Genomic DNA, 21,859 nt, shown 5'->3' with positions numbered 1-21,859 from the left:
ATCCTTTTATCTTTGATCCGGGCGGCAGGTCTTGCCGCCTTTTTTTCATAGCTGGAATCGTTCGTTAAAACCTGAATTCGCTCTCCCAGTCAAAATCTCCTGATTGCTCATAGCTTTGGGGCCAGTGGGCGCACCATCCGGGCACGCGCGCTGTTTCCACGCGGTCAAGGCTGGGCGTATAGGGTTTCAGGTCGAGCACAGGCGAACCGTCGTATGCGTCGATATAAGCAATATCGATCAAAGCGTTTTCATAGTCGATGTGAATCACCTGCGCTGCGGACAGCGCAATGGGATTCGCGCGCAGGGGCGAACGTGTGGCGAACGTTCCCAGCATGGCGGGCGAATGCCGGTAAGGGCTTGCTTCTGTAAGGCTGCCACGGCCTTTTTGGTTGTCGCTGCCACTGAACCACCAAAGCACCTGCAGGTGCGTAAACCCGTCAAGTCCGCTGAGGGCGGGAACATAGCGGGGATTCAGAATGATTTGTTGCTTTTCTCCTGCGGAACGTATCGTTCCAATTTGTTTTACCGTAAATTGTTTCATCAGGTATTCCTTTCAAAAATAAATTACGGCGCCGTTATTTCCCAGTATAGCAGGTGTTTTCTACACTACAACCCCCTTTTTTTCAAAAAAAGAGGCTGCCCGCTTCATGCGTAATAACTGCAAAAAAGTATTTTATTTTACAATATCGCAGATCATTTCCTGTGTTAAGATAAGGCCATAAAGAAAGATAAAGGGGATGTGAACCTATGGATATGAAAAAATGGATTGAAGACATGAGGGACGCAAAGGTCAAAAAGGCAATGCCGGTGTTGTCCTTCCCGTCGATACAGCTGATGGGAATCGGCGTAAAGGAATTGATTGCGGACAGCGAAACTCAGGCAAAGGGCATGAAGATGATCGCCGACAGGGTGGATTCCGCCGCGTCGGTTAGCATGATGGATCTTTCGCTGGAGGCTGAGGCGTTCGGTTCGCAGATCAGGGTAGCGGACGACGAGGTGCCGACTGTAATTGGATGTATCATCAAATCGCCGGAGGACGCGCAGGCGTTGAAGGTTCCAAAGGTGGGAAGCGGCAGGCCGCAAATTTATATCGACGCGATTGAAAAGGCCTGTAAATTGATTACGGACCGCCCGGTGTTTGCCGGCGTGATTGGGCCGTTCTCGTTGGCGGGAAGGTTGCTCGATGTGAGCGAGGCGATGATTTATTGCTATACCGAGTCTGAAATGGTGAAGGCGACGCTCGAAAAGGTGACGGAATTCCTGATCGATTATATCAACAGCTATAAAAAAATCGGCGCGAACGGCGTTGTAATGGCAGAGCCCCTTGCAGGCATCCTGTCGCCGCCGCTCATCGCAGAATTTTCTACGCCGTATGTTAAGCAGATCGTGGAGGCAACACAGACAGACGACTTTATCGTGATTTACCATAACTGCGGGAACAGCACAATCCAGCTGATCGACTCGATTCTGGAGAGCGGCGCCGCGGCTTACCATTTCGGCAATGCGATCGATATGGAGGAAATGATGCAGCATATCCCTGCGGACACGGTGGCAATGGGGAATATCGATCCTTCCAGCCAGTTCAAGGACGGTACGCCGGAATCGATCCGCGAGGCGACGCTTGACCTGATGAACCGCTGCTGCAAAAAGTATCCCAATTTTGTGATTTCGTCGGGCTGCGATATCCCGCCGCTGGCAAAGTGGGAAAATATCGACGCATTCTTTGCGGCGGTAAAGGAATATTACGAAAACAACTGAATTGACGGATAAGCAGAAGCAGCACATTCAGCAATAAAAAAACCGGCGCGTTGCCGGTTTTTTGTTATATTTTTATATGTAGTCAAAATCGTCTGGCGCTTTGATTGAATCATATTCGGCTATTTCACCACAATATTCACGATGCGCCCGGGCACAACGATGAATTTTACGATCTCTTTGCCTTCCCACAGGCTGGCAAATTCGCTGCGCACATATTGCTCGATTTCTTCTTTTGAAGCGTCCGCCGATATATCGAATTTTGTCCGAACCTTGCCATTCACCTGCACCGCCATATTGACCGTAGCGCGTTTAAGGGCGTTTTCGTCGCATACAGGGAAATCCTGATTGAAGATGGAATATGCGCCGCCAAGACGCGACCACATTTCCTCTGTAAAGTGCGGCGCAAACGGCGCGAGGATCAGGCACAGCTTTTTCGCGACGTCCTTCAGGAATACGCCGTCCGGCTGCCCGTCGATGTATTTATACATCGCGTTTACAAGCTCCATGATGCGGGCGACCGATGTATTGAACGAAAATTGCGGGATATCGCGCGTTACATTCTGGATTGCATAATTAAGCTGGTAATTCACGTCAAAATCAACCTTGCCGCTGCCGCTGGAAAGTCCGCAAACCGCGTCCACAAGCCTTTCGACACGTTCTAAAAAGCGGTGGACAGACTTGATCCCGTCATCGTTCCACGGGCCGCCCTCCACGTAGTTAAAGCCGAACGCAAGATACATCCGCAGCGTATCCGAGCCGTATTTTTTGATCAGCTCGTCCGGGGAGACCACATTGCCGCGGCTTTTGCTCATCTTCTCGCCGTCCGGCCCAAGGATAAGCCCCTGATGCACGAGGGAGGTGAACGGTTCGTCAAAGCCCACGTAACCCATGTCGTGGAACGCCTTGGTGAAGAAACGGGCATAGAGCAGGTGCATGACCGCATGCTCGGCTCCGCCGATATATTTATCCACCGGAAGCATCCGGTCAATGATTTCCTTGTTCCACGGCTCTTTGCCGTTTTTGTTGTCAGGATAACGCAAATAGTACCACGACGAGCAAACGAACGTATCCATTGTGTCTACATCGCGCTTTGCAGGCCCGCCGCAAACAGGGCAGGTGGTGTTCACAAAGCTTTCGTTGCGAGCGAGCGGGGAAGTGCCGTCCGGCGTGAAATCCACGTCGTAGGGAAGCTCTACCGGCAAATTGGACTCAGGCACGGGAACCTCGCCGCATTTATCGCAGTACACCATTGGGATGGGCGCGCCCCAGTAACGCTGGCGGGAAATAAGCCAGTCGCGCAGGCGGTAATTTATCTTTGCACCACCGCGGTTTTCCCTGCCCAGATCCTCGAGGATCGCCTTTTTGCCTTCTTCGGTCGTGAGGCCGTCATATTTTCCGCTGTTTACCAGTACGCCGTATTCCGTATAGGGGAGCGCGTCGTCCGAGCCGTCTTTGGACTTGATTACCCGCTCGACCGGCAGGTTGTATTTTTCCGCAAACGCAAAGTCACGCTCGTCGTGCGCAGGAACCGCCATAACGCAGCCTGTGCCGTAGCTTGCGAGCACGTAATCCGCCGTCCAGATCGGCACCTTGCGCCCGTTGATGGGGTTCACTGCATACGCGCCTGTAAATACGCCTGTTTTTTCGCGCGTGGTGGAAAGGCGGTCTATCTCGCTTGCGCGCGCCGCATATTCCTGATATTCCTTAACCGCCGGAAGCTGTACGGAGGTCGTGATTTTATCGACAAGCGGATGCTCGGGCGAAATCACCACATAGGTGCAGCCATAAAGCGTATCTGCGCGCGTTGTGAACACGGTGAAATCCCCGCCGCCCACAATGTCGAATTTCACTTCGCCGCCGATCGACTTGCCGATCCAGTTTTTCTGCATCAGCTTGGTCTTTTCCGGCCAGTCGATGTGCTCAAGCCCGTCCAAAAGCTTTTCCGCATAATCCGTAATTTTGAAGAACCACTGCGTCAGGTGCTTTCTTGTAACAGCCGTTCCGCAGCGCTCGCATTCGCCGCCCTCCACCTGCTCGTTGGCGAGCACGGTATTGCAGGACGGGCACCAGTTGACAGGAGCAGCCTTGCGGTACGCGAGGCCATGCTTATATAGCTGCAAAAAGCACCACTGCGTCCATTTGTAATACTCCGGCATGCAGGTTACGACCTCGTAATCCCAGTCGAAGGAAGCGCCGATTGCACGCAGCTGCTCTTCCATGGTTTTGATGTTTTTTATGGTAGAATCCTGCGGGTGGATACCCGTTTTGATCGCGTAGTTTTCTGCGGGAAGGCCAAATGCGTCAAACCCCATGGGGTGGAACACATTGTGCCCGGTCATGCGCCTGAAACGCGCATAGGTGTCGGAAAGGCTGTAGTTATACCAATGGCCAATATGCAGCTTTGCACCTGACGGATAGGAAAACATTTCCAGTATGTAATCCTTGGGCTTGCTGCTGTTTGGATCGAACTTATACAGGCCTGTCTCAGCCCACTTTTTCTGCCATTTTTTTTCGTTTTGTGTGTAGTCCACTTTTCACGCCTCCAGCGATAGTAATTGAATCGTCATACTTTATTATTATCGGTTATTTTCAGTATAAAGTCAATTACCATGCGGACGCTTTTGCAGGCCTTTCCACACGGGATGGAAGGGCCGCGCCGTGAAAACAGTTTGCCTTTAAACCCTCATTATAATAATGGGGTATCAAACCTGATATTATTTCAAACGGGTGTATGCGTCCAGCGCATATGGATCGGTAATGGAAATGCAAAGGTTTTCCCGCCGGGCGTAATCGAGCGTATATTTGGTACCTCCGCCCCCACCGCCATAGACGGCGACCATATGGGCGGAGTGGTCTACCATATAGCGGTTGCGCTCCATGATGCACGAGCGGGTGTATTCGCGGCTGACCAGTATTTTACGTTCGGCCTGCGAAAGAATTTCCCTGTAACGCTCCTGTTCCGCCGCCGGCCAGTTTTTTGCCTGCGCGGCGTAGGGGATGACGCACACAAGGCGCATTGGCATATGCAGGATACTGCGGAGGTCGATCACAAGCTGCGCGCAGATCATGTCCACGCCGCGCGCCATCCCGCTCAGGAAGGTATCACAGCCGAACTGGACGGCCTTGGAAAGGATTTCTTCGGTCAGCTGCTTTTTGAGCATGACGCACTGCGGAAATTCCTCGTTTTGCAGGAACGAGAGCTTGTGCGGGCGTGGGCCGGTGAAGCAGCAGGTAGTTTCTTTGCTCATTTGGTTACCTCAGAGTTTGGATTGTTGGATATATCCCATATTGTACCATAAAAAACAAAAAAATGGGATATATCCAACACGATATATCCCAAAAAATTATACGCTTTGCTTATAAAATACGATTATGGGGCTAAACTATGAATACAAAAGAAGCGGTAGCGAATAGAATTATTGAATTATGCAGGGATAAGAATATTTCGATAAATTCATTAGCAAATCAGGCAGGAGTATCGCCCACAACATTTTATAGCATGCTGAATAGTAAAAGCCAAAATCCGGGGATTGTCACAATCAAAAAATTGTGTGATGGGTTGGGTATCACACTTGGGGAGTTTTTCAGCACAAAGGAATTTAACAATCTGGAACAGGAAATCAAATAATATGTATAGAATAAAAATAGTGATCATTAAATAATGTTTAGCAAACACCGATTAAGGGGCAAGAGCTTCATGTTTAAAATTAAAGCTCCAGATGGAACAAACAATTTATGTGGTAGAAACTTAAAACGGTTGCGTGAAAATCACAATCCACCCCTTTCCCAACGGGCGTTGGCCAAAAAGCTTCAGTTGGATGGATATGACGTAGATAATCATTTTATCAGGCGTGTGGAAACAGGTGAGCGTTTCGTTACGGATATTGAAATAAAAATGCTCTCGCAAACTCTGGGAATCTCTCTCGAAGAATTGATTGAGTAGGGATTTTGTGTGCGAATATTTTGCTCAATGAAAGTAATTTTTGAATCAGAATAGACTGACAATAGAGGTAATTTACTGATGAAAGAATATGATTCTGTTCTGGCTATGAAAGATTATGGCAAAATTGTCATTAAACTGGATAAGATTATGGACGACCAAAACATTACAAGGAATAAACTCGCAAGTTTGACAGATGTGAGATTCGAAGTAATTGACCGTTTATACAGGGGCAATTTGGAGCGGATCGATTTAGACATACTGGCGCGAGTTTGTTTTGTCCTGAAATGTGAGGTTAAAGATATTTTAGAGTTTGTGAAATAGTCTCAAGAAACCAATGAAGCAGTAATTTCTGGTGGAGGTTGGCATGAATACACATCAGGCGGTAGCATTCAGGATTAGACAACTTTGTAAAGAAAAGGGTTTCACTCCAAATGGGATTGCAAATCATTCTGCGGTTCCACAAGCAACGATAAAAAGTATTTTGAATGGAGAAAGCCAAAATCCGGGAATTGTCACGATTAAGAAATTATGTGACGGATTCGATATCACACTTGGTGAGTTTTTCAACGCAAAGGAATTTAACAATCTGGAACAGGAAATCAAATAATATGTAAAGGGAATCAGTTTTTAAAGCAGCGGTATCCGCTGTTTTTTTGTTGTGTTTTAATGTGTCGCGTCCCCGGCGGGTAATGTCGCACAGGTACTGTTATCATTAACAATAGAAGACAGACCGGCGCGCGGGAATGTTCTCAAAAATAACGGAAAGAAGGAACAGAGATGGACGAGAAAATATTAGATTATATGACAAAGGCAGAATATGCGAGCGAACACCCGGGAGTGGTGAAAAACGCGGAGCACGCAGACAGTGCGACGGGAAGCCAGTTTGCGGAAAATGCAATTAAGCTTGGCGGAAACGAATCGACGTATTATGCGTCGGCAGCGTCCGTAACGACGCTTGGAGAAACGGTAAACGGTGTGCTTGGCACGGCGAATACGGCGCAGGCATCTGCAAACAGGGCACAGGAAACAGCGGATATGGCAAAGGCGGATGCCTCGGCGGCAAAGAACACAGCGGACAATGCACAGGCAACGGCGAATGCCTGCATCCCAAAGAGTGATATCACAGAAGTGACGGGGGATTTTACAACGAAGGTAATGAGCCAGAAGGCGACGACAGAGCAGCTGAATCTGTGCATGAAGAAAGCCGACTACGACAGTGACGGGGACGGGGTAGTAGAGCGCGCGGAGCATGCGCTGAGTGCGGACGAAGCTGAAAATTCTGCAAAGCTTGGCGGTAAAGCTCCTGATTATTATGCAAAAATAAATGGTCCGCAGGATATTATAACGGCAAATATTTTTAGATTGTCTGACGACGCATCTTTTCGGGCAGACACGGGAGTAGGAGGTACGGCAATCTGGGCAAATGGAGATTTTGGTGCGGTCGATAAAAATACAAAAAACTATACCCGAATTTCAGCACGAGATTACCGCTTGTTTATATCCGGGGCTGGCAGGGAAGGGATTATTTCAACAAATACACCCACAACAGGATATAAACTGGCATTATGCAGCGATAGTGGCAGCTGCGCAACAAATCTTAAAGTAGATGCCTACAATAATTTTACCGCTTCAAATCTTCCCTCGTCTTCCGAGCGATATAAAGAAAATATCAGGGAGATGGCAGATGAGGAAGCGGAGAGAATACTTGCGTTTGTTTCAGTGGCATTCGATTGGAAAAAGGACAGCGGGTTTAAAGGAGCGTCCTATTCATTTATTGCGGAACGCCTTGCAGAGTTGGACGAACGCTTTGTATACCGTAATGATGATGGCAAAGTAGAAGGTATTCTCATAAATCCCATTTTAGCAGCGCAGAACCATGTGATTAAAAAACATGAGGCCCGTGTTGCATCCCTTGAAAGAGAAAACGTCGCATTGAAGGCGTTGCTTGTTTCCAAAGGATTATTGACACAGGATGAGGCAGACCGCCTGAAAGCATGATTTCAAGGCAGAAACTCCGCTATTTCTAAACAAAAGAAGTAGAACCTATTAAGACTTTATGAAGAATCGCTTAAACCGCCGCAATGCGGTTGACGCAGGGATTTTGACCTCGTATACTGAAGTCAGGAAAGAAAAAACGACGGCGTGTAAGCCGCGTTTTGGGAGGTTAATTTAAATGGCGGAATTCAAATACTGCAGGAATTGCGGAAAACAGTTAAATCCCGGGGAGACCGTTTGCATGGGCTGCGGCGTTCCGGTTGGAAAAGGGCATGATTATTGCTGGAACTGCGGCGGAAAAACAGATCCGGAGGCAGTTGTGTGCGTTACATGCGGCGCGGGGCTTGTGCCCAAAAGTGGAAATGCGCGGCAGCCGCAGGGGCAGGCATATCCCGCAGGCGCCCAGCCGAAATCCAAGATTGCGGCGGGTATCCTCGGTATCTTCCTTGGGTGGCTTGGAATCCACAATTTTTACCTTGGATTCACGAGCAAGGCGGTCTGCCAGCTGGTGCTCGGGCTGCTCGGCTTCGTAACGTTTGGCATCACCACATGGATATCCGGAATCTGGGGGCTTATCGAAGGCATCATGATTCTGGTGGGAAGCATTCCAAACGATGCGGATGGAAATCCATTGATCAATTAACGGCACACCATATCAGGAATGCGCCCGGGCTATACAGTCCGGGCGTTTTTCCATTAGAGCTTAAAAACACAGCGCCTAAGCGGTAAGTTTGCGGGTTCTACTTGAAAAAACGCATATTTATTGGTAATATGATAGAATATTGTGTGAATATCTCTGGGCGGGGTGAAAAACTGCTGCGTCACATGGTTTGCCGCAGTCTGTCAACAATATGGAGGAGAGCATGAAAGAAAAACAGAAAATGGGTTTTCGCATTCCGCAAGTGCTTCTGCCCGCGGAAAACGTGAATCTTGCGAAGTGGGCTTGCGTAGCATGCGATCAGTATACTTCCCAGCCGGATTACTGGAAGGCTGTGGAAAAGTTTGTAGGCACTGCGCCAAGTACGCTGCATATTACATTGCCGGAGGTATATCTCGAAGATCAGGATGTGCACGCGCGTATCCAGGATATGAAAGAAACAATGCACGACTATATCGACGGCGGCATCTTGCAGCAGCTTCCGCAGGGCGTTGTTTTGACAGAACGCCATTTGAAGGGAAAGCTGCGTAAAGGAATCCTCCTTGCGATGGACCTTGAGCAATATGACTACCAGATAGAAAACAGGCCGCTGCTGCGGGCAACCGAGCAGACGGTTTTATCGCGGATTCCACCACGTGCGGAAATACGCCGCGGAGCGGTGGTGGAGCTGCCCCATATTATGCTGATGATTGACGATGAAAAAGACAGCGTCATCGGGCCTTTGCATATGCAGCGCAACACCTTTCCCAAGCTGTATGATTTTGACCTGATGATGGACGGCGGCAGGATCGAAGGGTGGCTTGTGGATAAGCAGAAACCCATTGACGAGATGAACGAAGCGTTTGAAAAGCTTCCCCGGCATGATAATATGCTGTTCTGCGTGGGGGATGGAAACCATTCGCTCGCAACGGCAAAGGCCATTTGGGATGAGGCAAAGGAAGGGCTCACGCCGCAGGAACGGGAGGATCATCCGCTGCGCTTTGCGCTTTGCGAAATTATCAACCTGCGCGACAAAGCGGTGGAATTTATGCCCATCCATCGGATTATGTTTGGCGTAAATGCCACTGCATGCGTACAGTTTGTGGTGGAGCGGCTGCGTGAGAAGGGCAGGAAGGCAAAGCTTATCTTTGGCAGGTGGCGCAAGGAAATCGAGTCTGACGGCACCTTCCAGATCCCGTTCCTGTATCACGACGGCGCGGGAAGGATCGTAATCGAGGAGCCGGAGCATCCGCTCGCGATTGGCGAGGTGCAGGATATCTTTGAGGAGTACCTCGAGGAAAACGGCAGCGGTATCGATTATATCCACGGGGACGACGCGTTTATGGAGCTTGCAAAGCAATACGATAACCTTGGCTTCTATTTTGAGCCAATGGAAAAATCAGAATTTTTCGATATGATCGTAAAATGCGGCGTGCTGCCCAAGAAGACGTTTTCTCTGGGCGAGGCGGAAGAAAAGAGATACTACCTGGAAGGGCGTATGCTTGCGCCTTATGAAACGCAGGAAGAGATAGAAGAAGATTTGGCGGGAGAGTAAGAAATGGCGATCAAAGTTACGAAGTTTGGCGGAAGTTCACTGGCATCAGCAGAGCAAATCCGGAAGATGAAACAGATTATCGATGCGGACGAGGCAAGGAAGTTTGTCGTACCGTCTGCGCCGGGAAAGCGTTTTAAGGAAGATACGAAAGTGACGGATATGCTGTATGCGCTTTATGACGCCGCGCTGCACATGGAGGAGACCGAAAAAATCTATGCGGCAATCGTGAAACGCTATACCGATATTCGTGACGAGCTGGGACTCTCCATTAAAATTGAAGATTATCTTGAAAAGATTTATAAAGACGTCAGGACAGGCGCGAACGAGGATTATGCCGCGTCGCGCGGGGAGTTTTTGAACGGGCTTTTAATTGCGGACTTCCTTGGATACGACTTTATCGACGCTGCGGACGTGATATTTTTTGACGAAAGCGGCGGCTATGACGCAAAAAAGACGCTTAGCATCCTGCCGGGGGCTTTAAAGCTCCACGAGCGCGCCGTGATTCCGGGCTTTTACGGTTCTATGCCAAACGGCAAGATCAAGACATTTTCGCGTGGCGGCAGCGATATCACAGGCTCCATTGTCGCCCGTGCGGCGGGCGCAGACCTCTATGAAAACTGGACGGATGTCTCCGGGTTCATGATGGCGGATCCGCGCGTGGTGGAAGGGCCGAAAAAAATCGATGTGATCACCTACCGCGAGCTGCGCGAGCTTGCCTATATGGGTGCGACGGTGCTGCACGAGGACAGTATTTTCCCTGTGCTCGAGGCGGCGATTCCAATCAACGTAAAAAATACGAACGAGCCTGAAAACGAGGGAACGATGATCATTCCCGCAATCGAAGGGCGTGACTGTGCAAAAGACGGCATCACCGGGATCGCGGGAAAAAAGAATTTTACGGTTATTTCCATTGAAAAAGACGGCATGAACGCGGAGATTGGCTTTGGACGCAAGCTTCTTGGCTGCCTTGAAAAATACGGTCTTTCTTACGAGCATATGCCTTCGTCAATCGATACGATTTCGATTGTGGTGGCGGATATACGCATCCGCGGATGTATTGAAGAGCTTATTGACGAAATACACGCGGTATGCCAGCCTGACAGCGTGGAGGTTTCCTCCAATATGGCAATTATTGCCACAGTGGGCAGGGGCATGATCCGCCAGGTCGGTATTTCTGCGAAGCTCTTTACCGCGCTTGCGGAAAACCAGATCAACGTGCGTATGATCGACCAGGGATCGAGCGAAATCAACATCATTGTGGGTGTGGAGAACGACGATTTTGAGCGTGCTGTCAACGCGATCTATACGGCGCTCGTATGAACAGGCTGCGGAAACGGATTGATAAGCGATGATCTATGACGCGATTCAGGCAATATTGATGGTAATCATCATCATTGCCATCGGTTATTTTGTTGCCCATAAGGGTTGGGGCGGGGAAAGTGTAACCTCGTTTATCAGTAAACTCATCGTCAACATCACGCTTCCATGTACGGCAATTACAGCGTTTGTAAATAATTTTACGGCAGAGACGATTTCCGACGCATGGACGTATATTCTTGCATCCTTTGCGGCAATCGCAATCGCTTTTGTGATCAGCAAGCTTTTTATCAAAATTGGAAAAATAGACAAGACACAGCGCGGGGTATTCACTGCGCTGTTTGCTTTCTCCAACTCCGTTTATGTGGGGTTGCCGATTGCGACTGCGATTTTCGGCGAGCCGGCGATTGTATTTGCATTGTTTTACTATGTGGCAAACACCACATTTGCCAACAGTATCGGCTATGTGGGCATTGCCCGCGACGGCATGGAGCGCGCCTGCCTGAGTAAAAACTGTTTTGGCCCCAAAGATGTGGTCAAAAAAATATTGCAGCCTCCAATGATTGCGGTTGTCCTTGGGTTTGTGCTTGTGATGTGCAATATAAAGCTGCCGGATTTTCTACATTCCGCACTTTCGTACACTGGAAACATCACATCCCCGCTCGCGCTGATTTTTGTGGGAATGATCCTGCAGCGCACCGGGCTTTCCTGCCTGAAACAGATGGATAAAAAGATGTCGCTCGCGCTTGTCGGGCGTTTTGTGATATCGCCCCTTGCAATGCTTTTGATGGCGGCCTGCTTTGGCCTTGCGGATCTTCCTACACAGGTATTGGTCATACAGACCGGCCTGCCCGCAATGGTGGGTACGGCGATTTTTGCTGAGGTATTGGGCGCGGATACCTCCTTTGCGGCAAAGGGTGTGGTGGTAACGACGTTGTTTTCGTTTGTTACGGTACCGCTGTATGTGCTGCTGATGACAGGAGTATGACTGTGGATATCGTTGCCCGGCAAGGGCGTGGTATGATATAATGAATCTGGTAAAAACGGCGTGCTGTCTGTGACGGATTGGAACGGCGCGCCTGCGATAAGATAATTGGGAGAATCAGAATGAGTGTAAAAAGACTGTTCGTGGAAAAAAAGAAGGGCTTTGACGTGGAGGCGCAGGCAAAACTTGCGGATTTCAAAGAAAATTTGGGCGTGCCTGTAAAAGAGGTGCGTATTTTGAATCGTTACGACGTGGAGGGCATGGATGAAGAGGATTTCGAGTCCGCTGTTGTAAACGTGTTTTCAGAGCCTGCCGTAGATACGGTTACGCTTGACGAAATGCCGGATACAAAGAGCTATTCTGTATTCGCGGTGGAATACCTGCCCGGCCAGTACGATCAGCGCGCCGACAGCGCGGCGCAGTGCGTTCAGCTTTTGACAAGGGGGGAACGCCCTGAGGTCAGGAGTGGGAAGGTGTATCTCATCAAGGGTGCAAACAAAGAGCAGATAGAGACAATCAAGCGCTACGTGATCAATCCGGTGGATTCGTGCGAGGCTTCTTTAAAGCCATACGATACGCTTAAAATGCAGCTCGACATCCCGACCAGCGTAGATACGGTGAAGGGTTTCATCAAAATGACGGACAAGCAAATCGCGGATTTTACGAAGGAAAACGGATACGCGATGACCGCTGAAGATATGCTGTGCGCGCAAAGCTATTTTAAAAGCGAAAAACGTGATCCGACGATCACAGAACTCAAGGTGCTCGACACATACTGGTCGGATCATTGCCGCCACACAACATTTTTAACAAAGCTTGACGAGGTTACATTCGACAACGATCCGCTTTCGAACGCAGCGCAGCGGGTGTATGACGATTATCTTGATACGCGTAAAAAGCTGTGCCGCAAAAAGGACGTGTGCCTGATGGATCTCGCGACGATCTATGTAAAGGAAGCAAAGGCTGCGGGACTGCTGAAAAATATCGATGAATCCGAGGAAATCAACGCCTGCTCCATCCGGCACAGGGTAAACACGCCGGACGGCGAAAAAGATTACCTCATCATGTTTAAAAATGAGACGCACAACCATCCAACGGAAATCGAGCCGTTTGGTGGCGCGGCAACCTGCCTTGGCGGCGCGATCCGCGATCCGCTTTCCGGGCGCTCGTACGTATACCAGGCGATGCGTGTCACGGGAAGTGCGGATCCGAGGGAGAGTCTGGCCGATACCATGGAGTTTAAGCTGCCGCAGCGAAAGATTACAAAAGAGGCGGCGCATGGGTATTCCTCCTACGGCAACCAGATCGGCCTTGCGACAGGCCTTGTGGAAGAGGTTTACCACGAAGGATATAAGGCAAAACGCCTGGAAATCGGCGCTGTGATCGCGGCGGCTCCGGCAGAGCAGGTGGTTCGTGAATGTCCGGTGGACGGAGACCTTATCGTCCTGATTGGAGGCCGTACGGGGCGGGACGGCTGCGGCGGGGCGACAGGATCGTCCAAGGCGCACGATGAAAAGTCGATTGAAAAATGCGGCGCGGAGGTACAAAAGGGAAATCCGCTTACAGAGCGTAAGCTGCAGCGGTTATTCCGCAACAGCGATTTTTCAAAGCTTGTAAAACGCTGCAACGATTTTGGCGCAGGCGGCGTATGCGTTGCCATTGGAGAGCTTGCGGAAGGGCTGGATATCAACCTTGATGCGGTTCCCAAAAAATACGAGGGACTGGACGGCACAGAGCTTGCGATTTCAGAATCGCAGGAGCGTATGGCAATCGTTGTAAAACCTTCCGATTTGGATAAGGTGCTCAAATATGCGGCGGATGAAAACCTTGAGGCGACGCTTGTCGCGCGCGTGACGGACACGGGGCGTATGCGTCTTTCCTGGAACGGAGAATTTATTGTGGATATTACACGCGAATTCCTTGATTCCAATGGTGCGACGCAGCATGCAAAGGCAAAGGTAAAACAATTCGATACGGACGGTATGCTTGAAGAAAAGACGGCAAAGACGGCAAAGGAAACGCTACTTGCGTTGCTTTCCGACCTGAATATTTGTTCGCAGAAAGGCCTTGTGGAAATGTTTGACGGAACGATCGGCGCGGGAAGCGTCACGATGCCGCTTGGCGGGAAGCGACAGCTTTCCCCTGTCCAGGCAATGTGTGCGAAGGTGCCGACCGAAAAGGCTGACAGTAAAACTGCGACGCTGATGAGCTATGGCATGGATCCATACCTTATGAGCAAAAGCCCGTTTTTGGGTTCGATTTACGCAATCCTGCTTTCCGCGGCAAAGCTCGTTTCCGCGGGAGGAGACTTAAAGGACGCATGGCTTACGTTGCAGGAATATTTCGAGCGGCTGGGCGATGTTCCGGAGCGTTGGGGCAAGCCTCTTGCGGCTTTGCTGGGAGCATACTATGCCCAGAAGGAGCTTGGTATTGCCGCAATCGGCGGCAAGGATTCCATGAGCGGAAGCTTTAAGGATATCGACGTGCCTCCTACGCTGTGCTCGTTTTGCGTGGCGCCGGTACCGGCTGCGGACGTAATCACGCCTGAATTCAAATGCGTAGGCAACAAGCTTTACCTGATGCAGATTACGCGCGATCAGGATGGGATACCGGATTTTGAGGATGTAAAACGGAAATATGAAAAGCTGCACAAGCTGATCCACGATAAGGCGATTGTTTCGGCTTACGCATTGACGCGCGGCGGCCTGCTTGCAGGCGCGGCAAAATGCGCCTTTGGCAATAATCTTGGCGTAAAGCTTTTCTCAGAGGACCTCGCAGCGCTTGCCAGAAAGGACTATGGCGCTGTTATGGTGGAGGCGGCAGATATCACAGACGCTGACTTCACGTTGATCGGTGAGATTCGCGAGGAGCCGTTTATTGAAGTGTGTGGTGAAAGCATTCCTCTTACGGACGCGCAACAGGCATATACGCAGCCGCTTGAAAAGGTTTTCCCCACAAAGACGGCGGACAGCGGCAGGGTGGATACGCCGGTCTATAAAAAGAAGAATATTGTGGTGAGCCGCTATAAGACGGCGATTCCGCGCGTGGTGATACCGGTATTCCCGGGCACCAACTGCGAATACGACACGGCGGCGGCCTTTGAAAAGGCAGGAGCCGTCCCAAGCGTTGTCATCATGCGCAACCTTTCCCCGCAGGATATTGAGGAAAGCCTCAGCCAGCTTGCAAGCGAAATTGCAAACGCGCAGATGATCATGCTGCCCGGCGGATTTTCCGGCGGCGACGAACCGGACGGCAGCGGAAAATTTATTGCGACGACCTTCCGCAATCCGCGTATCAAAAATGCGACGATGGAGCTTCTTAAAAACCGGGACGGTTTGATGCTGGGCATCTGTAACGGGTTTCAGGCGCTCATTAAGCTTGGCCTTGTGCCTTATGGGGAGATCGTGGATATGAAGGATGATTCGCCCACACTTACCTATAATAATATCGGAAGGCACGTATCGTGTATGGTTCGTACGCGTATCACAAGTGCGAATTCGCCCTGGCTTGCGCTCGCGGAGCCGGGCGACATCCATACGGTGGCGGTATCGCATGGGGAAGGGCGCTTTGTAGCGACTGAAAAGGAAATCAGGCAGCTCTTTAAAAACGGGCAGGTGGCGACGCAGTATGTGGACCTTGACGGGGAACCGACGATGGACGTCGAATATAATCCCAACGGTTCGATGTATGCGGTGGAAGGCATCATGAGCCCGGATGGACGTGTGCTTGGAAAAATGGGGCATACCGAGCGGGCGGGCAAGTACAATGCCAAAAATGTCCCGGGCGAATACGACCAACGGATTTTTGAAAGCGGAGTCAAATATTTCAGGTAACAGAAGGACCAGACAAGAGCGCCGGCAATGGAAAAATAGCCGGCGCTTTTTTAAACACGAAATACTTGCAAATAGAGACAAAATGTAATACTATGGAGAAAGATGAAGTAAACCTTTTCGTTCGCATAAAAAAGTATAAAAATCAAGCCTGCTCCCTACGGCTATCCCTTGGGAAACAGGCGAACGAAATTCTTTACATTATCGGTTTGGCGGGCAACGCAACCAGTTGTTTTTTGCAGCGTAGCCGGACTCTCCAAAATTGAAATAAGACATCTCAGGCGAGGGCACCTCAGGCGGTTTCAGAACAATTATATGCAGACAGGAGCTCCATTGGGTATGGCGGAAGAGAAAGAAAAAGAGATCCGTGAAGAAACACAGGACGGCGCAGCGCAAAGTATGCCGGAACAAAGCAACGCCGTGAACGGCTCAGAAGAAGACGGGCAGGACACAAGCGGCGTAGTGCAGGAAACAGGCGAAGCGCCGGCCGGGGAAGAAGAGCCCCGGCTTCCGGACGATGCAAAGGGAACACCAGACGATAAAAAGCCGGACAAAAAGAAGCTGGCGTGGATACTGATTGCCATTGCTGCCGCTGTTATTGCAGTGATTGCGATCGTGCAGGTTGTGAGCGCTCAGCTCGCGCAGCAGGAAAGCATTGACGCCTATCAGCATATCGTATCGACTGATACCTCAAAAACGAAGGTAAGGGCCGTGGAAACGGCGGACAGCGAGACGGTAGACAAGGACGGAAAACGCCCAAGCGACAGGGATATTGATTTTGCGGATTTGCAGGCGACAAACGAAGATATTATTGCGTGGATTTCCATCCCCGGTACGCAAATCGATTATCCAATCGTGAAGACGGACGACAACGAGTACTACCTCGACCACGACGCCTTCAAAAAGGAAAGCAAGGAAGGCGCGATCTTCACCGATATGGGTAACAACACCGATTTTTCCGATCCAAACACCGTGATTTATGGGCATAACATGAAAAGCGGAACGATGTTTGCAGGCCTTCACCAGTATGAAGACGAGGCATTCCTCAAAGAGAATGGCGTTGTCAAAATATATGTTCCGGACGGGATGTACCTGTATGATATATTTGCGGTAAGGACAGTTGGCGACGGAAATATTTTATATGAAAATGATTTCACAAAAAAAGAAGTATTCCAGGAGTATCTGGATGGCATTTTAAGCGCGGACGAAGAAGACGCGATTGTTGTTGACGGCGAAACGCCGAATACGGACAGCAAAATAATCACTCTCTCGACCTGCATTCAGAATGAGCCTGAAAAGCGGCTGATTGTAGAAGCTGTTTTGAAGCTTGGATAGACGTATATATTTCCGTTAAACGGGCAATATATAAATATGCGGGAAAGGAGAAAAAGAAAAATGAAAAAAGTACTATGTATCGTACTTGCAGTGGTGCTCTGCATTTCATTGGGAAGCGTTGCTTTCGCTGAAGAAAGTCCGGTTGCAAGCTGGATTGAGATGAGCGGCGTTCCGGAGGACGTAAGCGGCAACGTAAACGACCTGACAGATGCGCAGTGGGATTCGTTCCTCTCGTATGCGGCGGATAATTTTGATGCCGACGTCTGGGGCGGTATGGTCTATGAAATCGGCGACATCATGCTGACCAATGGGGATGGATCGGCCTATACCGGCAGCGCTTCCTTCCGTATCTATGATGCGGATGTGACGGCTGCGGATAAGGTTATGGTTCTTCACCTTGTCGGCGGCTCGGTTGAGCAGATTCCTGCTACTGCGTATGACGGCTATTTTGAATTCACAACGAGTTCAACATCGCCATTTGCATACATGATTAATGCAGGCGGTGCGAATGCGGCAGCGACGACAGAGCCGGACACGACAACAACGTCAACGACGACAACATCGCCGAAGACGGGCAATGACAACAGCACGATGGCATGGATCGTGGTAGCGCTTGCTTGTGCAGCAGTAACCTGTATTGCAGGAAGAAAAGCTGTAAAAGCCGGTAAGTAATGATTTTATTTATGAAAAAGGATGGGCATTCAGCCTGTCCTTTTTTCATAAAATGTGGTAATTTATAATGATGAAGCAATTATCAGGATCCAAAAAAATATGGTTTGTGCTGGCGGTAATCGGTATCGTGCTGGCGCTTGTGCTCCTTGCCGGCGCTATCACCCTGTACAGGTATACAAATTACAACCCCAAAGATATGTTTCTGGACCAGAATCCATACCGTATCGAAGAAGCTGGAACGAACGGAAATCTTTCGATTGATGAACAGAAGTATACGTATAACAGCGATATTGTTACGGTTCTGCTGCTTGGAATTGATAAAACAAACCAACGGGGGATCAATAATATAACAGATAACGGCTATCAGGCCGACACTGTTTTCGCCGCGGCGATTAATACAAAAACCTCGGAGATTACCCTGATCAGTATTCCGCGCGATACGCTAACGGACGTGATGTGTTTTGACCGGAACGGGCGTTATGCCACAACGCTTGAAAAACCGTTATGCGTCGCGCATTCCTATGGCGATGGCGGCATTAAGAGCGGGCAGCTGATGGAAGCGTCCGTCAGCAATCTGCTTGGCGGGGTTCCTGTCAGCAGGTATATTTCCATGGATATTGACGGCATCAATGCTGCGGCCGGGCTTATGGGAGGCGTACAGGTAGAGATGCTGGATGATTTTACTATGGTGGATCCGGACATGAAAAAAGGCGAGCTTTTTACGCTCGATGAAAACACCGCCGAATGGTATGTGCGTTCAAGGCAGCTGCCGGGAATGAGCGGGGAAAATATCAACCGCGTACCCCGCCAGATGCAGTTTGTGGATGCGTTTATCCGGATTGCAAAGGATAAGGCAAAAAGCAATCCGTTTTTCCTGTTTACTTTTTTAAGTGAAATGAAGCAATACATGGGAACCGATATGTCGGCAAAAGAGCTGATGTTCACCGCATCTTCTATTCTTAGTGCGGGACAGGACCAGATGAAAATCATCAATCTGGACGGACAGCAGACAAAGGAAGGATATGTAGTGGATCAGGAAAGCCTCGGGCAGCTGGTCAAAGAAATCTATTTTGTTCCTGCGGGCTAGACCGGGCACCTGTCATGGTTTTTCCGCAATCAGCACATCCATACAGTGCCTGTGAGGCGTTCCGCTGCTTTCGCAGTCAAATATACGCTCATCGCATGTGTGAAAGCACCAATTTGCATAACAGGTAAATAATTCGCCGGATTTCCATGTGAGCTCGGAAAGCTCTTCATCCGGCGGCAGGGGCATAAACGGTTTGTCCACAAAAACATTGAGGGCGTGGATGCCGTTCTTGGGGGTGTGCGTCTGGTAATCGCGTAAAACGTCGTTGCGAATGTCTGGCGGGAGATAGTGCAATACGCCGCTGGAATAAATAATATCGAAGGTGTGGCCAAGCCGGAATTCGCGCAGGTCGGCAGTAAAAAAATTAACGTCAACATTGTGCTTCTGCGCGAGCAGGTTTGCCTTTTCGATGCCGTGGGAAGAAGCGTCAAACGCGGAAACAATATAACCGTTTTTGGCAAAAAAGACGGCGTCCTTTCCCTCGCCGCAGCCTACGTCAAGCAGGTGCAGCGGTTTTGTGGGCGGACGCAATCTGAGTATGTCATAGCACATGGCCTGAGGTTCGACGCCCCAGTAATATTCCTTTGTGCGGTAGCGCTGCTCGTATGCGGTGATCTGTTTCTTTTTGGGCAGGTAGCCAAGCAATGAATCGATATCCGTTTCAAGGGCGCAGGCAAGATCCGGCAGCAGACTGATGTCAGGGCTTGACTGCGCGTTTTCCCATTTGGAAACTGCCTGAAAGGATAGATGCAGTTTACCGGCAAGCGCCTCCTGCGTGAGGCCAAGCTTTTTCCTGAGCCGAGCAACATTGTGAGCGAAATTATTCATATCAAAACTCCTTTTGTTTTGTTATACCATGATTTTATGGGCGCGGCAATAACCGGAGAGAGGAAATACCGGGCAGATTCCACAGCCGGTTGAAAAGGCACATAAAAGAACCCGGAGCTGCAAGCACTCCGGGTTCCTTTATGTAAACCATTTATATGGGGGGAGAAAAAGCTATTTCAGGGCATGGACAAATACTTCGTTGATTTTTTCCTTGGTGGGCACGCCCTCGTGGACTTTGACGCCATCCACGAAAAAAGTGGGAACATACCAGTAATCGTAACCTTTTGTTTTGTCGGCTTCGCGGTTCTCTTCTATTTTTTCGATTTGAACCTGCTTATATTCCGGATGCTCCTGTTCCAGTTCGTCTATGAGTTCAAGCGCCCTTTTGCAATGCGGGCAGGTGTCCAGCATCATCATTTTTACTTGTTTTGCCATTTTGTCAAATCCTTTCAATGTAGCTGTTTGTCTTGTATGTATTATAACCTGTAATCTTCTTTGCGAAACAATAAGATTTATTGTATAATGAAAAAAACTGGAGTGATTGTGATTGAGCTTCTATCAAAAAGTTTATGAAATTGTAAGGCGCGTACCGGAGGGGCGCGTTGCGTCTTATGGGCAGATCGCCCGTATGGCGGGCAGTCCGCGCGCGTCGCGCGCAGTTGGCTATGCGCTGCATGTAAATCCTATGCCGGGAGTAATACCCTGCCACCGGATCGTGAACAGGGAAGGACGGCTTGCGCCGGCATTTGCGTTCGGCGGAACGGACGCGCAGCGAAAGCTGCTGGAAGCCGAAGGCGTGAAGGTCGATGAAGAGGGATATGTGGATATCAAAAAATATTGCTGGAACGGTAAATGACAGGTATAATAGATTTTGTCACGAAATGATTTGGAAAGGGTGAAAAAGAATGGCGGAAAAAAAGAAAAAAGGTTTTTTTCAGGAGTTTAAAGAGTTCATATCCCGCGGAAGCGTGATCGACCTCGCGGTTGGTGTAATTATCGGCGCGGCGTTCACATCGATCGTAAATTCATTGGTGAACGATATCGTGAACCCTGTGATCGGGCTTTTAACAGGAGGCATCGATTTTTCAGAATGGAAGATTCCCCTCACATCGGCAGGGGCTGGCGGGGCCACAATCATGATTGGCTCCTTTATCAATGCAGTGATCAACTTCCTGTTGATCGCGCTTGTGATTTTCCTTGTGATCAAGGGCATCAACAGCATTCATCTGAAAAAACCGGAACCGGTGGAAGAAGCAAAGCCCGCGCGCCTGTGCCCGTACTGCAGGACGGAGATAGCGGACGACGCCACGCGCTGCCCGCATTGCACCTCGGTTTTGCCGGAGGATCCGTGCGTGGAAGAGATGGAGGAAACCGTCCAGAAAAAGAAATCCTTTGGTCGTAAGCTTACGGAGGGCAGCACAGAATGAAGTTCAAAATGGTTCACAATAATTTTAATGTTCGAGATCTTGAAAAATCGCTTGATTTTTACGCAAAGGCCCTGGATTTATACGAGGTACGCCGTAAGACAGGCGATCATAACGAATACAATATTGTGTACCTGGCGAACGAAAACGCGGAGCACCAGCTCGAGCTTACATGGCTGCGGGACTGGGACGGGCCGTACAACCTTGGCGATAACGAGTTTCATCTTGCGTTTACCACAGAGGACTATGAAGGCGCTTTCAAAAAGCATCAGGAAATGGGCTGCGTTTGCTTTGTAAATGAAGAGATGGGGATTTACTTTATCGAAGATCCGGACGGTTACTGGCTGGAAATATTGCCTGAATAAGCGGAAAATAAGGCAACGGAAGCATGACGTTATGCTTCCGTTGTTTTTGTTCACAAAAAATTAAATTGCATTCGGCAAAAAAAGCGTTATAATAAACTCTAATGCAAACTGAACACGAATGATGAACG

At 49.6% G+C, this 21,859-nt stretch carries 22 protein-coding genes; 17 read left to right on the top strand and 5 right to left on the bottom strand.

What is annotated here, in order from left to right:
• Window positions 1-64: 64 nt before the first annotated feature.
• The gene (locus CHK_RS07210; RefSeq protein WP_046443350.1) at window positions 65-541 is read right to left on the bottom strand and encodes an SAM-dependent methyltransferase; all 477 of its coding nucleotides are present in this window, start codon (window positions 539-541) and stop codon (window positions 65-67) included.
• Between the two features lie 206 nt (window positions 542-747).
• Between CHK_RS07210 and CHK_RS07205 the strand changes: the two genes are divergently transcribed.
• Window positions 748-1,758: a uroporphyrinogen decarboxylase family protein gene (locus CHK_RS07205; protein ID WP_046443349.1), complete on the top strand. Its 1,011-nt coding sequence runs from the start codon at window positions 748-750 to the stop codon at window positions 1,756-1,758.
• Between the two features lie 119 nt (window positions 1,759-1,877).
• Here CHK_RS07205 and leuS read toward each other — a convergent pair whose 3' ends face one another.
• Entirely contained in the window at window positions 1,878-4,289 is a 2,412-nt protein-coding gene (gene leuS / locus CHK_RS07200) for a leucine--tRNA ligase (RefSeq protein WP_046443348.1), read from the bottom strand.
• 183 nt (window positions 4,290-4,472) lie between these two features.
• Window positions 4,473-5,006 (bottom strand): SLOG family protein, encoded by a 534-nt coding sequence (locus tag CHK_RS07195; protein ID WP_046443347.1) that lies wholly within the window; start codon window positions 5,004-5,006, stop codon window positions 4,473-4,475.
• Window positions 5,007-5,143: 137 nt separating this feature from the next.
• On the opposite strand from CHK_RS07195, the gene CHK_RS07190 reads away from it, so the two are divergent.
• From CHK_RS07190 to CHK_RS07130, 13 genes are all read left to right on the top strand, one after another.
• Entirely contained in the window at window positions 5,144-5,386 is a 243-nt protein-coding gene (locus tag CHK_RS07190; RefSeq protein ID WP_046443346.1) for a helix-turn-helix domain-containing protein, read from the top strand.
• Window positions 5,387-5,455: 69 nt separating this feature from the next.
• Window positions 5,456-5,701, top strand: coding sequence for a helix-turn-helix domain-containing protein (locus CHK_RS07185; protein WP_046443345.1), 246 nt, complete (start codon window positions 5,456-5,458; stop codon window positions 5,699-5,701).
• A 78-nt stretch (window positions 5,702-5,779) separates the two neighbouring features.
• Window positions 5,780-6,022, top strand: coding sequence for a helix-turn-helix domain-containing protein (locus tag CHK_RS07180; protein ID WP_235843821.1), 243 nt, complete (start codon window positions 5,780-5,782; stop codon window positions 6,020-6,022).
• 43 nt (window positions 6,023-6,065) lie between these two features.
• Complete coding sequence (locus CHK_RS07175) at window positions 6,066-6,308, top strand: helix-turn-helix domain-containing protein (RefSeq protein WP_046443344.1); 243 nt, start codon at window positions 6,066-6,068, stop codon at window positions 6,306-6,308.
• A 170-nt stretch (window positions 6,309-6,478) separates the two neighbouring features.
• Entirely contained in the window at window positions 6,479-7,699 is a 1,221-nt protein-coding gene (locus CHK_RS07170) for an alanine-zipper protein (protein WP_046443343.1), read from the top strand.
• 175 nt (window positions 7,700-7,874) lie between these two features.
• Complete coding sequence (locus CHK_RS07165; protein ID WP_046443342.1) at window positions 7,875-8,339, top strand: TM2 domain-containing protein; 465 nt, start codon at window positions 7,875-7,877, stop codon at window positions 8,337-8,339.
• A 220-nt stretch (window positions 8,340-8,559) separates the two neighbouring features.
• Entirely contained in the window at window positions 8,560-9,888 is a 1,329-nt protein-coding gene (locus CHK_RS07160; protein WP_046443341.1) for a DUF1015 domain-containing protein, read from the top strand.
• A gap of 3 nt (window positions 9,889-9,891) precedes the next feature.
• A complete protein-coding gene (locus CHK_RS07155) occupies window positions 9,892-11,208 on the top strand; it encodes an aspartate kinase (protein ID WP_046443340.1) in 1,317 nt (438 codons plus the stop codon).
• 28 nt (window positions 11,209-11,236) lie between these two features.
• Entirely contained in the window at window positions 11,237-12,193 is a 957-nt protein-coding gene (locus CHK_RS07150; RefSeq protein WP_046443339.1) for an AEC family transporter, read from the top strand.
• A 119-nt stretch (window positions 12,194-12,312) separates the two neighbouring features.
• A complete protein-coding gene (locus tag CHK_RS07145; protein WP_046443338.1) occupies window positions 12,313-16,023 on the top strand; it encodes a phosphoribosylformylglycinamidine synthase in 3,711 nt (1,236 codons plus the stop codon).
• A gap of 336 nt (window positions 16,024-16,359) precedes the next feature.
• On the top strand, window positions 16,360-17,355 hold the full coding sequence (gene srtB, locus CHK_RS15665) for a class B sortase (protein ID WP_052740440.1): 996 nt from the start codon (window positions 16,360-16,362) through the stop codon (window positions 17,353-17,355).
• Between the two features lie 60 nt (window positions 17,356-17,415).
• On the top strand, window positions 17,416-18,027 hold the full coding sequence (locus tag CHK_RS07135; protein WP_046443337.1) for a hypothetical protein: 612 nt from the start codon (window positions 17,416-17,418) through the stop codon (window positions 18,025-18,027).
• A 70-nt stretch (window positions 18,028-18,097) separates the two neighbouring features.
• Window positions 18,098-19,114: an LCP family protein gene (locus CHK_RS07130; protein ID WP_160295611.1), complete on the top strand. Its 1,017-nt coding sequence runs from the start codon at window positions 18,098-18,100 to the stop codon at window positions 19,112-19,114.
• A 12-nt stretch (window positions 19,115-19,126) separates the two neighbouring features.
• On the opposite strand, the gene CHK_RS07125 is transcribed toward CHK_RS07130, so the two are convergent.
• Complete coding sequence (locus CHK_RS07125; protein ID WP_046443335.1) at window positions 19,127-19,942, bottom strand: methyltransferase domain-containing protein; 816 nt, start codon at window positions 19,940-19,942, stop codon at window positions 19,127-19,129.
• 171 nt (window positions 19,943-20,113) lie between these two features.
• A complete protein-coding gene (locus CHK_RS07120) occupies window positions 20,114-20,377 on the bottom strand; it encodes a glutaredoxin family protein (protein ID WP_046443334.1) in 264 nt (87 codons plus the stop codon).
• Window positions 20,378-20,489: 112 nt separating this feature from the next.
• Between CHK_RS07120 and CHK_RS07115 the strand changes: the two genes are divergently transcribed.
• The 3 genes from CHK_RS07115 to CHK_RS07105 are packed head-to-tail and all read left to right on the top strand — an operon-like array spanning window position 20,490 to window position 21,731.
• Entirely contained in the window at window positions 20,490-20,798 is a 309-nt protein-coding gene (locus CHK_RS07115; RefSeq protein ID WP_046443333.1) for an MGMT family protein, read from the top strand.
• Window positions 20,799-20,847: 49 nt separating this feature from the next.
• Window positions 20,848-21,369, top strand: a complete 522-nt coding sequence (gene mscL, locus CHK_RS07110; protein WP_046443332.1) for a large conductance mechanosensitive channel protein MscL — start codon at window positions 20,848-20,850, stop codon at window positions 21,367-21,369.
• A complete protein-coding gene (locus tag CHK_RS07105; protein ID WP_046443331.1) occupies window positions 21,366-21,731 on the top strand; it encodes a VOC family protein in 366 nt (121 codons plus the stop codon). Before mscL ends, CHK_RS07105 begins: the two co-directional genes overlap by 4 nt.
• Window positions 21,732-21,859: the final 128 nt, after the last annotated feature.

Origin of the sequence: Christensenella hongkongensis (genome assembly GCF_000981035.1) — a bacterium.
In the GTDB taxonomy this organism is placed as follows: domain Bacteria; phylum Bacillota; class Clostridia; order Christensenellales; family Christensenellaceae; genus Christensenella; species Christensenella hongkongensis.
The sequence above is the reverse complement of the archived record's forward strand: the minus strand, read 5'-3'. Positions and strand labels throughout refer to the sequence as shown.

Bases quoted from the DNA above. Each gene is read 5' to 3' on its own strand.
- CHK_RS07210 (WP_046443350.1), bottom strand. From the start codon at position 541: ATGAAACAATTTACGGTAAAACAAATTGGAACGATACGTTCCGCAGGA.
- CHK_RS07205 (WP_046443349.1), top strand. From the start codon at position 748: ATGGATATGAAAAAATGGATTGAAGACATGAGGGACGCAAAGGTCAAA.
- CHK_RS07195 (WP_046443347.1), bottom strand. From the start codon at position 5,006: ATGAGCAAAGAAACTACCTGCTGCTTCACCGGCCCACGCCCGCACAAG.
- CHK_RS07190 (WP_046443346.1), top strand. From the start codon at position 5,144: ATGAATACAAAAGAAGCGGTAGCGAATAGAATTATTGAATTATGCAGG.
- CHK_RS07185 (WP_046443345.1), top strand. From the start codon at position 5,456: ATGTTTAAAATTAAAGCTCCAGATGGAACAAACAATTTATGTGGTAGA.
- CHK_RS07180 (WP_235843821.1), top strand. From the start codon at position 5,780: ATGAAAGAATATGATTCTGTTCTGGCTATGAAAGATTATGGCAAAATT.
- CHK_RS07175 (WP_046443344.1), top strand. From the start codon at position 6,066: ATGAATACACATCAGGCGGTAGCATTCAGGATTAGACAACTTTGTAAA.
- CHK_RS07170 (WP_046443343.1), top strand. From the start codon at position 6,479: ATGGACGAGAAAATATTAGATTATATGACAAAGGCAGAATATGCGAGC.
- CHK_RS07165 (WP_046443342.1), top strand. From the start codon at position 7,875: ATGGCGGAATTCAAATACTGCAGGAATTGCGGAAAACAGTTAAATCCC.
- CHK_RS07160 (WP_046443341.1), top strand. From the start codon at position 8,560: ATGAAAGAAAAACAGAAAATGGGTTTTCGCATTCCGCAAGTGCTTCTG.
- CHK_RS07155 (WP_046443340.1), top strand. From the start codon at position 9,892: ATGGCGATCAAAGTTACGAAGTTTGGCGGAAGTTCACTGGCATCAGCA.
- CHK_RS07150 (WP_046443339.1), top strand. From the start codon at position 11,237: ATGATCTATGACGCGATTCAGGCAATATTGATGGTAATCATCATCATT.
- CHK_RS07145 (WP_046443338.1), top strand. From the start codon at position 12,313: ATGAGTGTAAAAAGACTGTTCGTGGAAAAAAAGAAGGGCTTTGACGTG.
- srtB (WP_052740440.1), top strand. From the start codon at position 16,360: ATGGCGGAAGAGAAAGAAAAAGAGATCCGTGAAGAAACACAGGACGGC.
- CHK_RS07135 (WP_046443337.1), top strand. From the start codon at position 17,416: ATGAAAAAAGTACTATGTATCGTACTTGCAGTGGTGCTCTGCATTTCA.
- CHK_RS07130 (WP_160295611.1), top strand. From the start codon at position 18,098: ATGAAGCAATTATCAGGATCCAAAAAAATATGGTTTGTGCTGGCGGTA.
- CHK_RS07125 (WP_046443335.1), bottom strand. From the start codon at position 19,942: ATGAATAATTTCGCTCACAATGTTGCTCGGCTCAGGAAAAAGCTTGGC.
- CHK_RS07120 (WP_046443334.1), bottom strand. From the start codon at position 20,377: ATGGCAAAACAAGTAAAAATGATGATGCTGGACACCTGCCCGCATTGC.
- mscL (WP_046443332.1), top strand. From the start codon at position 20,848: ATGGCGGAAAAAAAGAAAAAAGGTTTTTTTCAGGAGTTTAAAGAGTTC.
- CHK_RS07105 (WP_046443331.1), top strand. From the start codon at position 21,366: ATGAAGTTCAAAATGGTTCACAATAATTTTAATGTTCGAGATCTTGAA.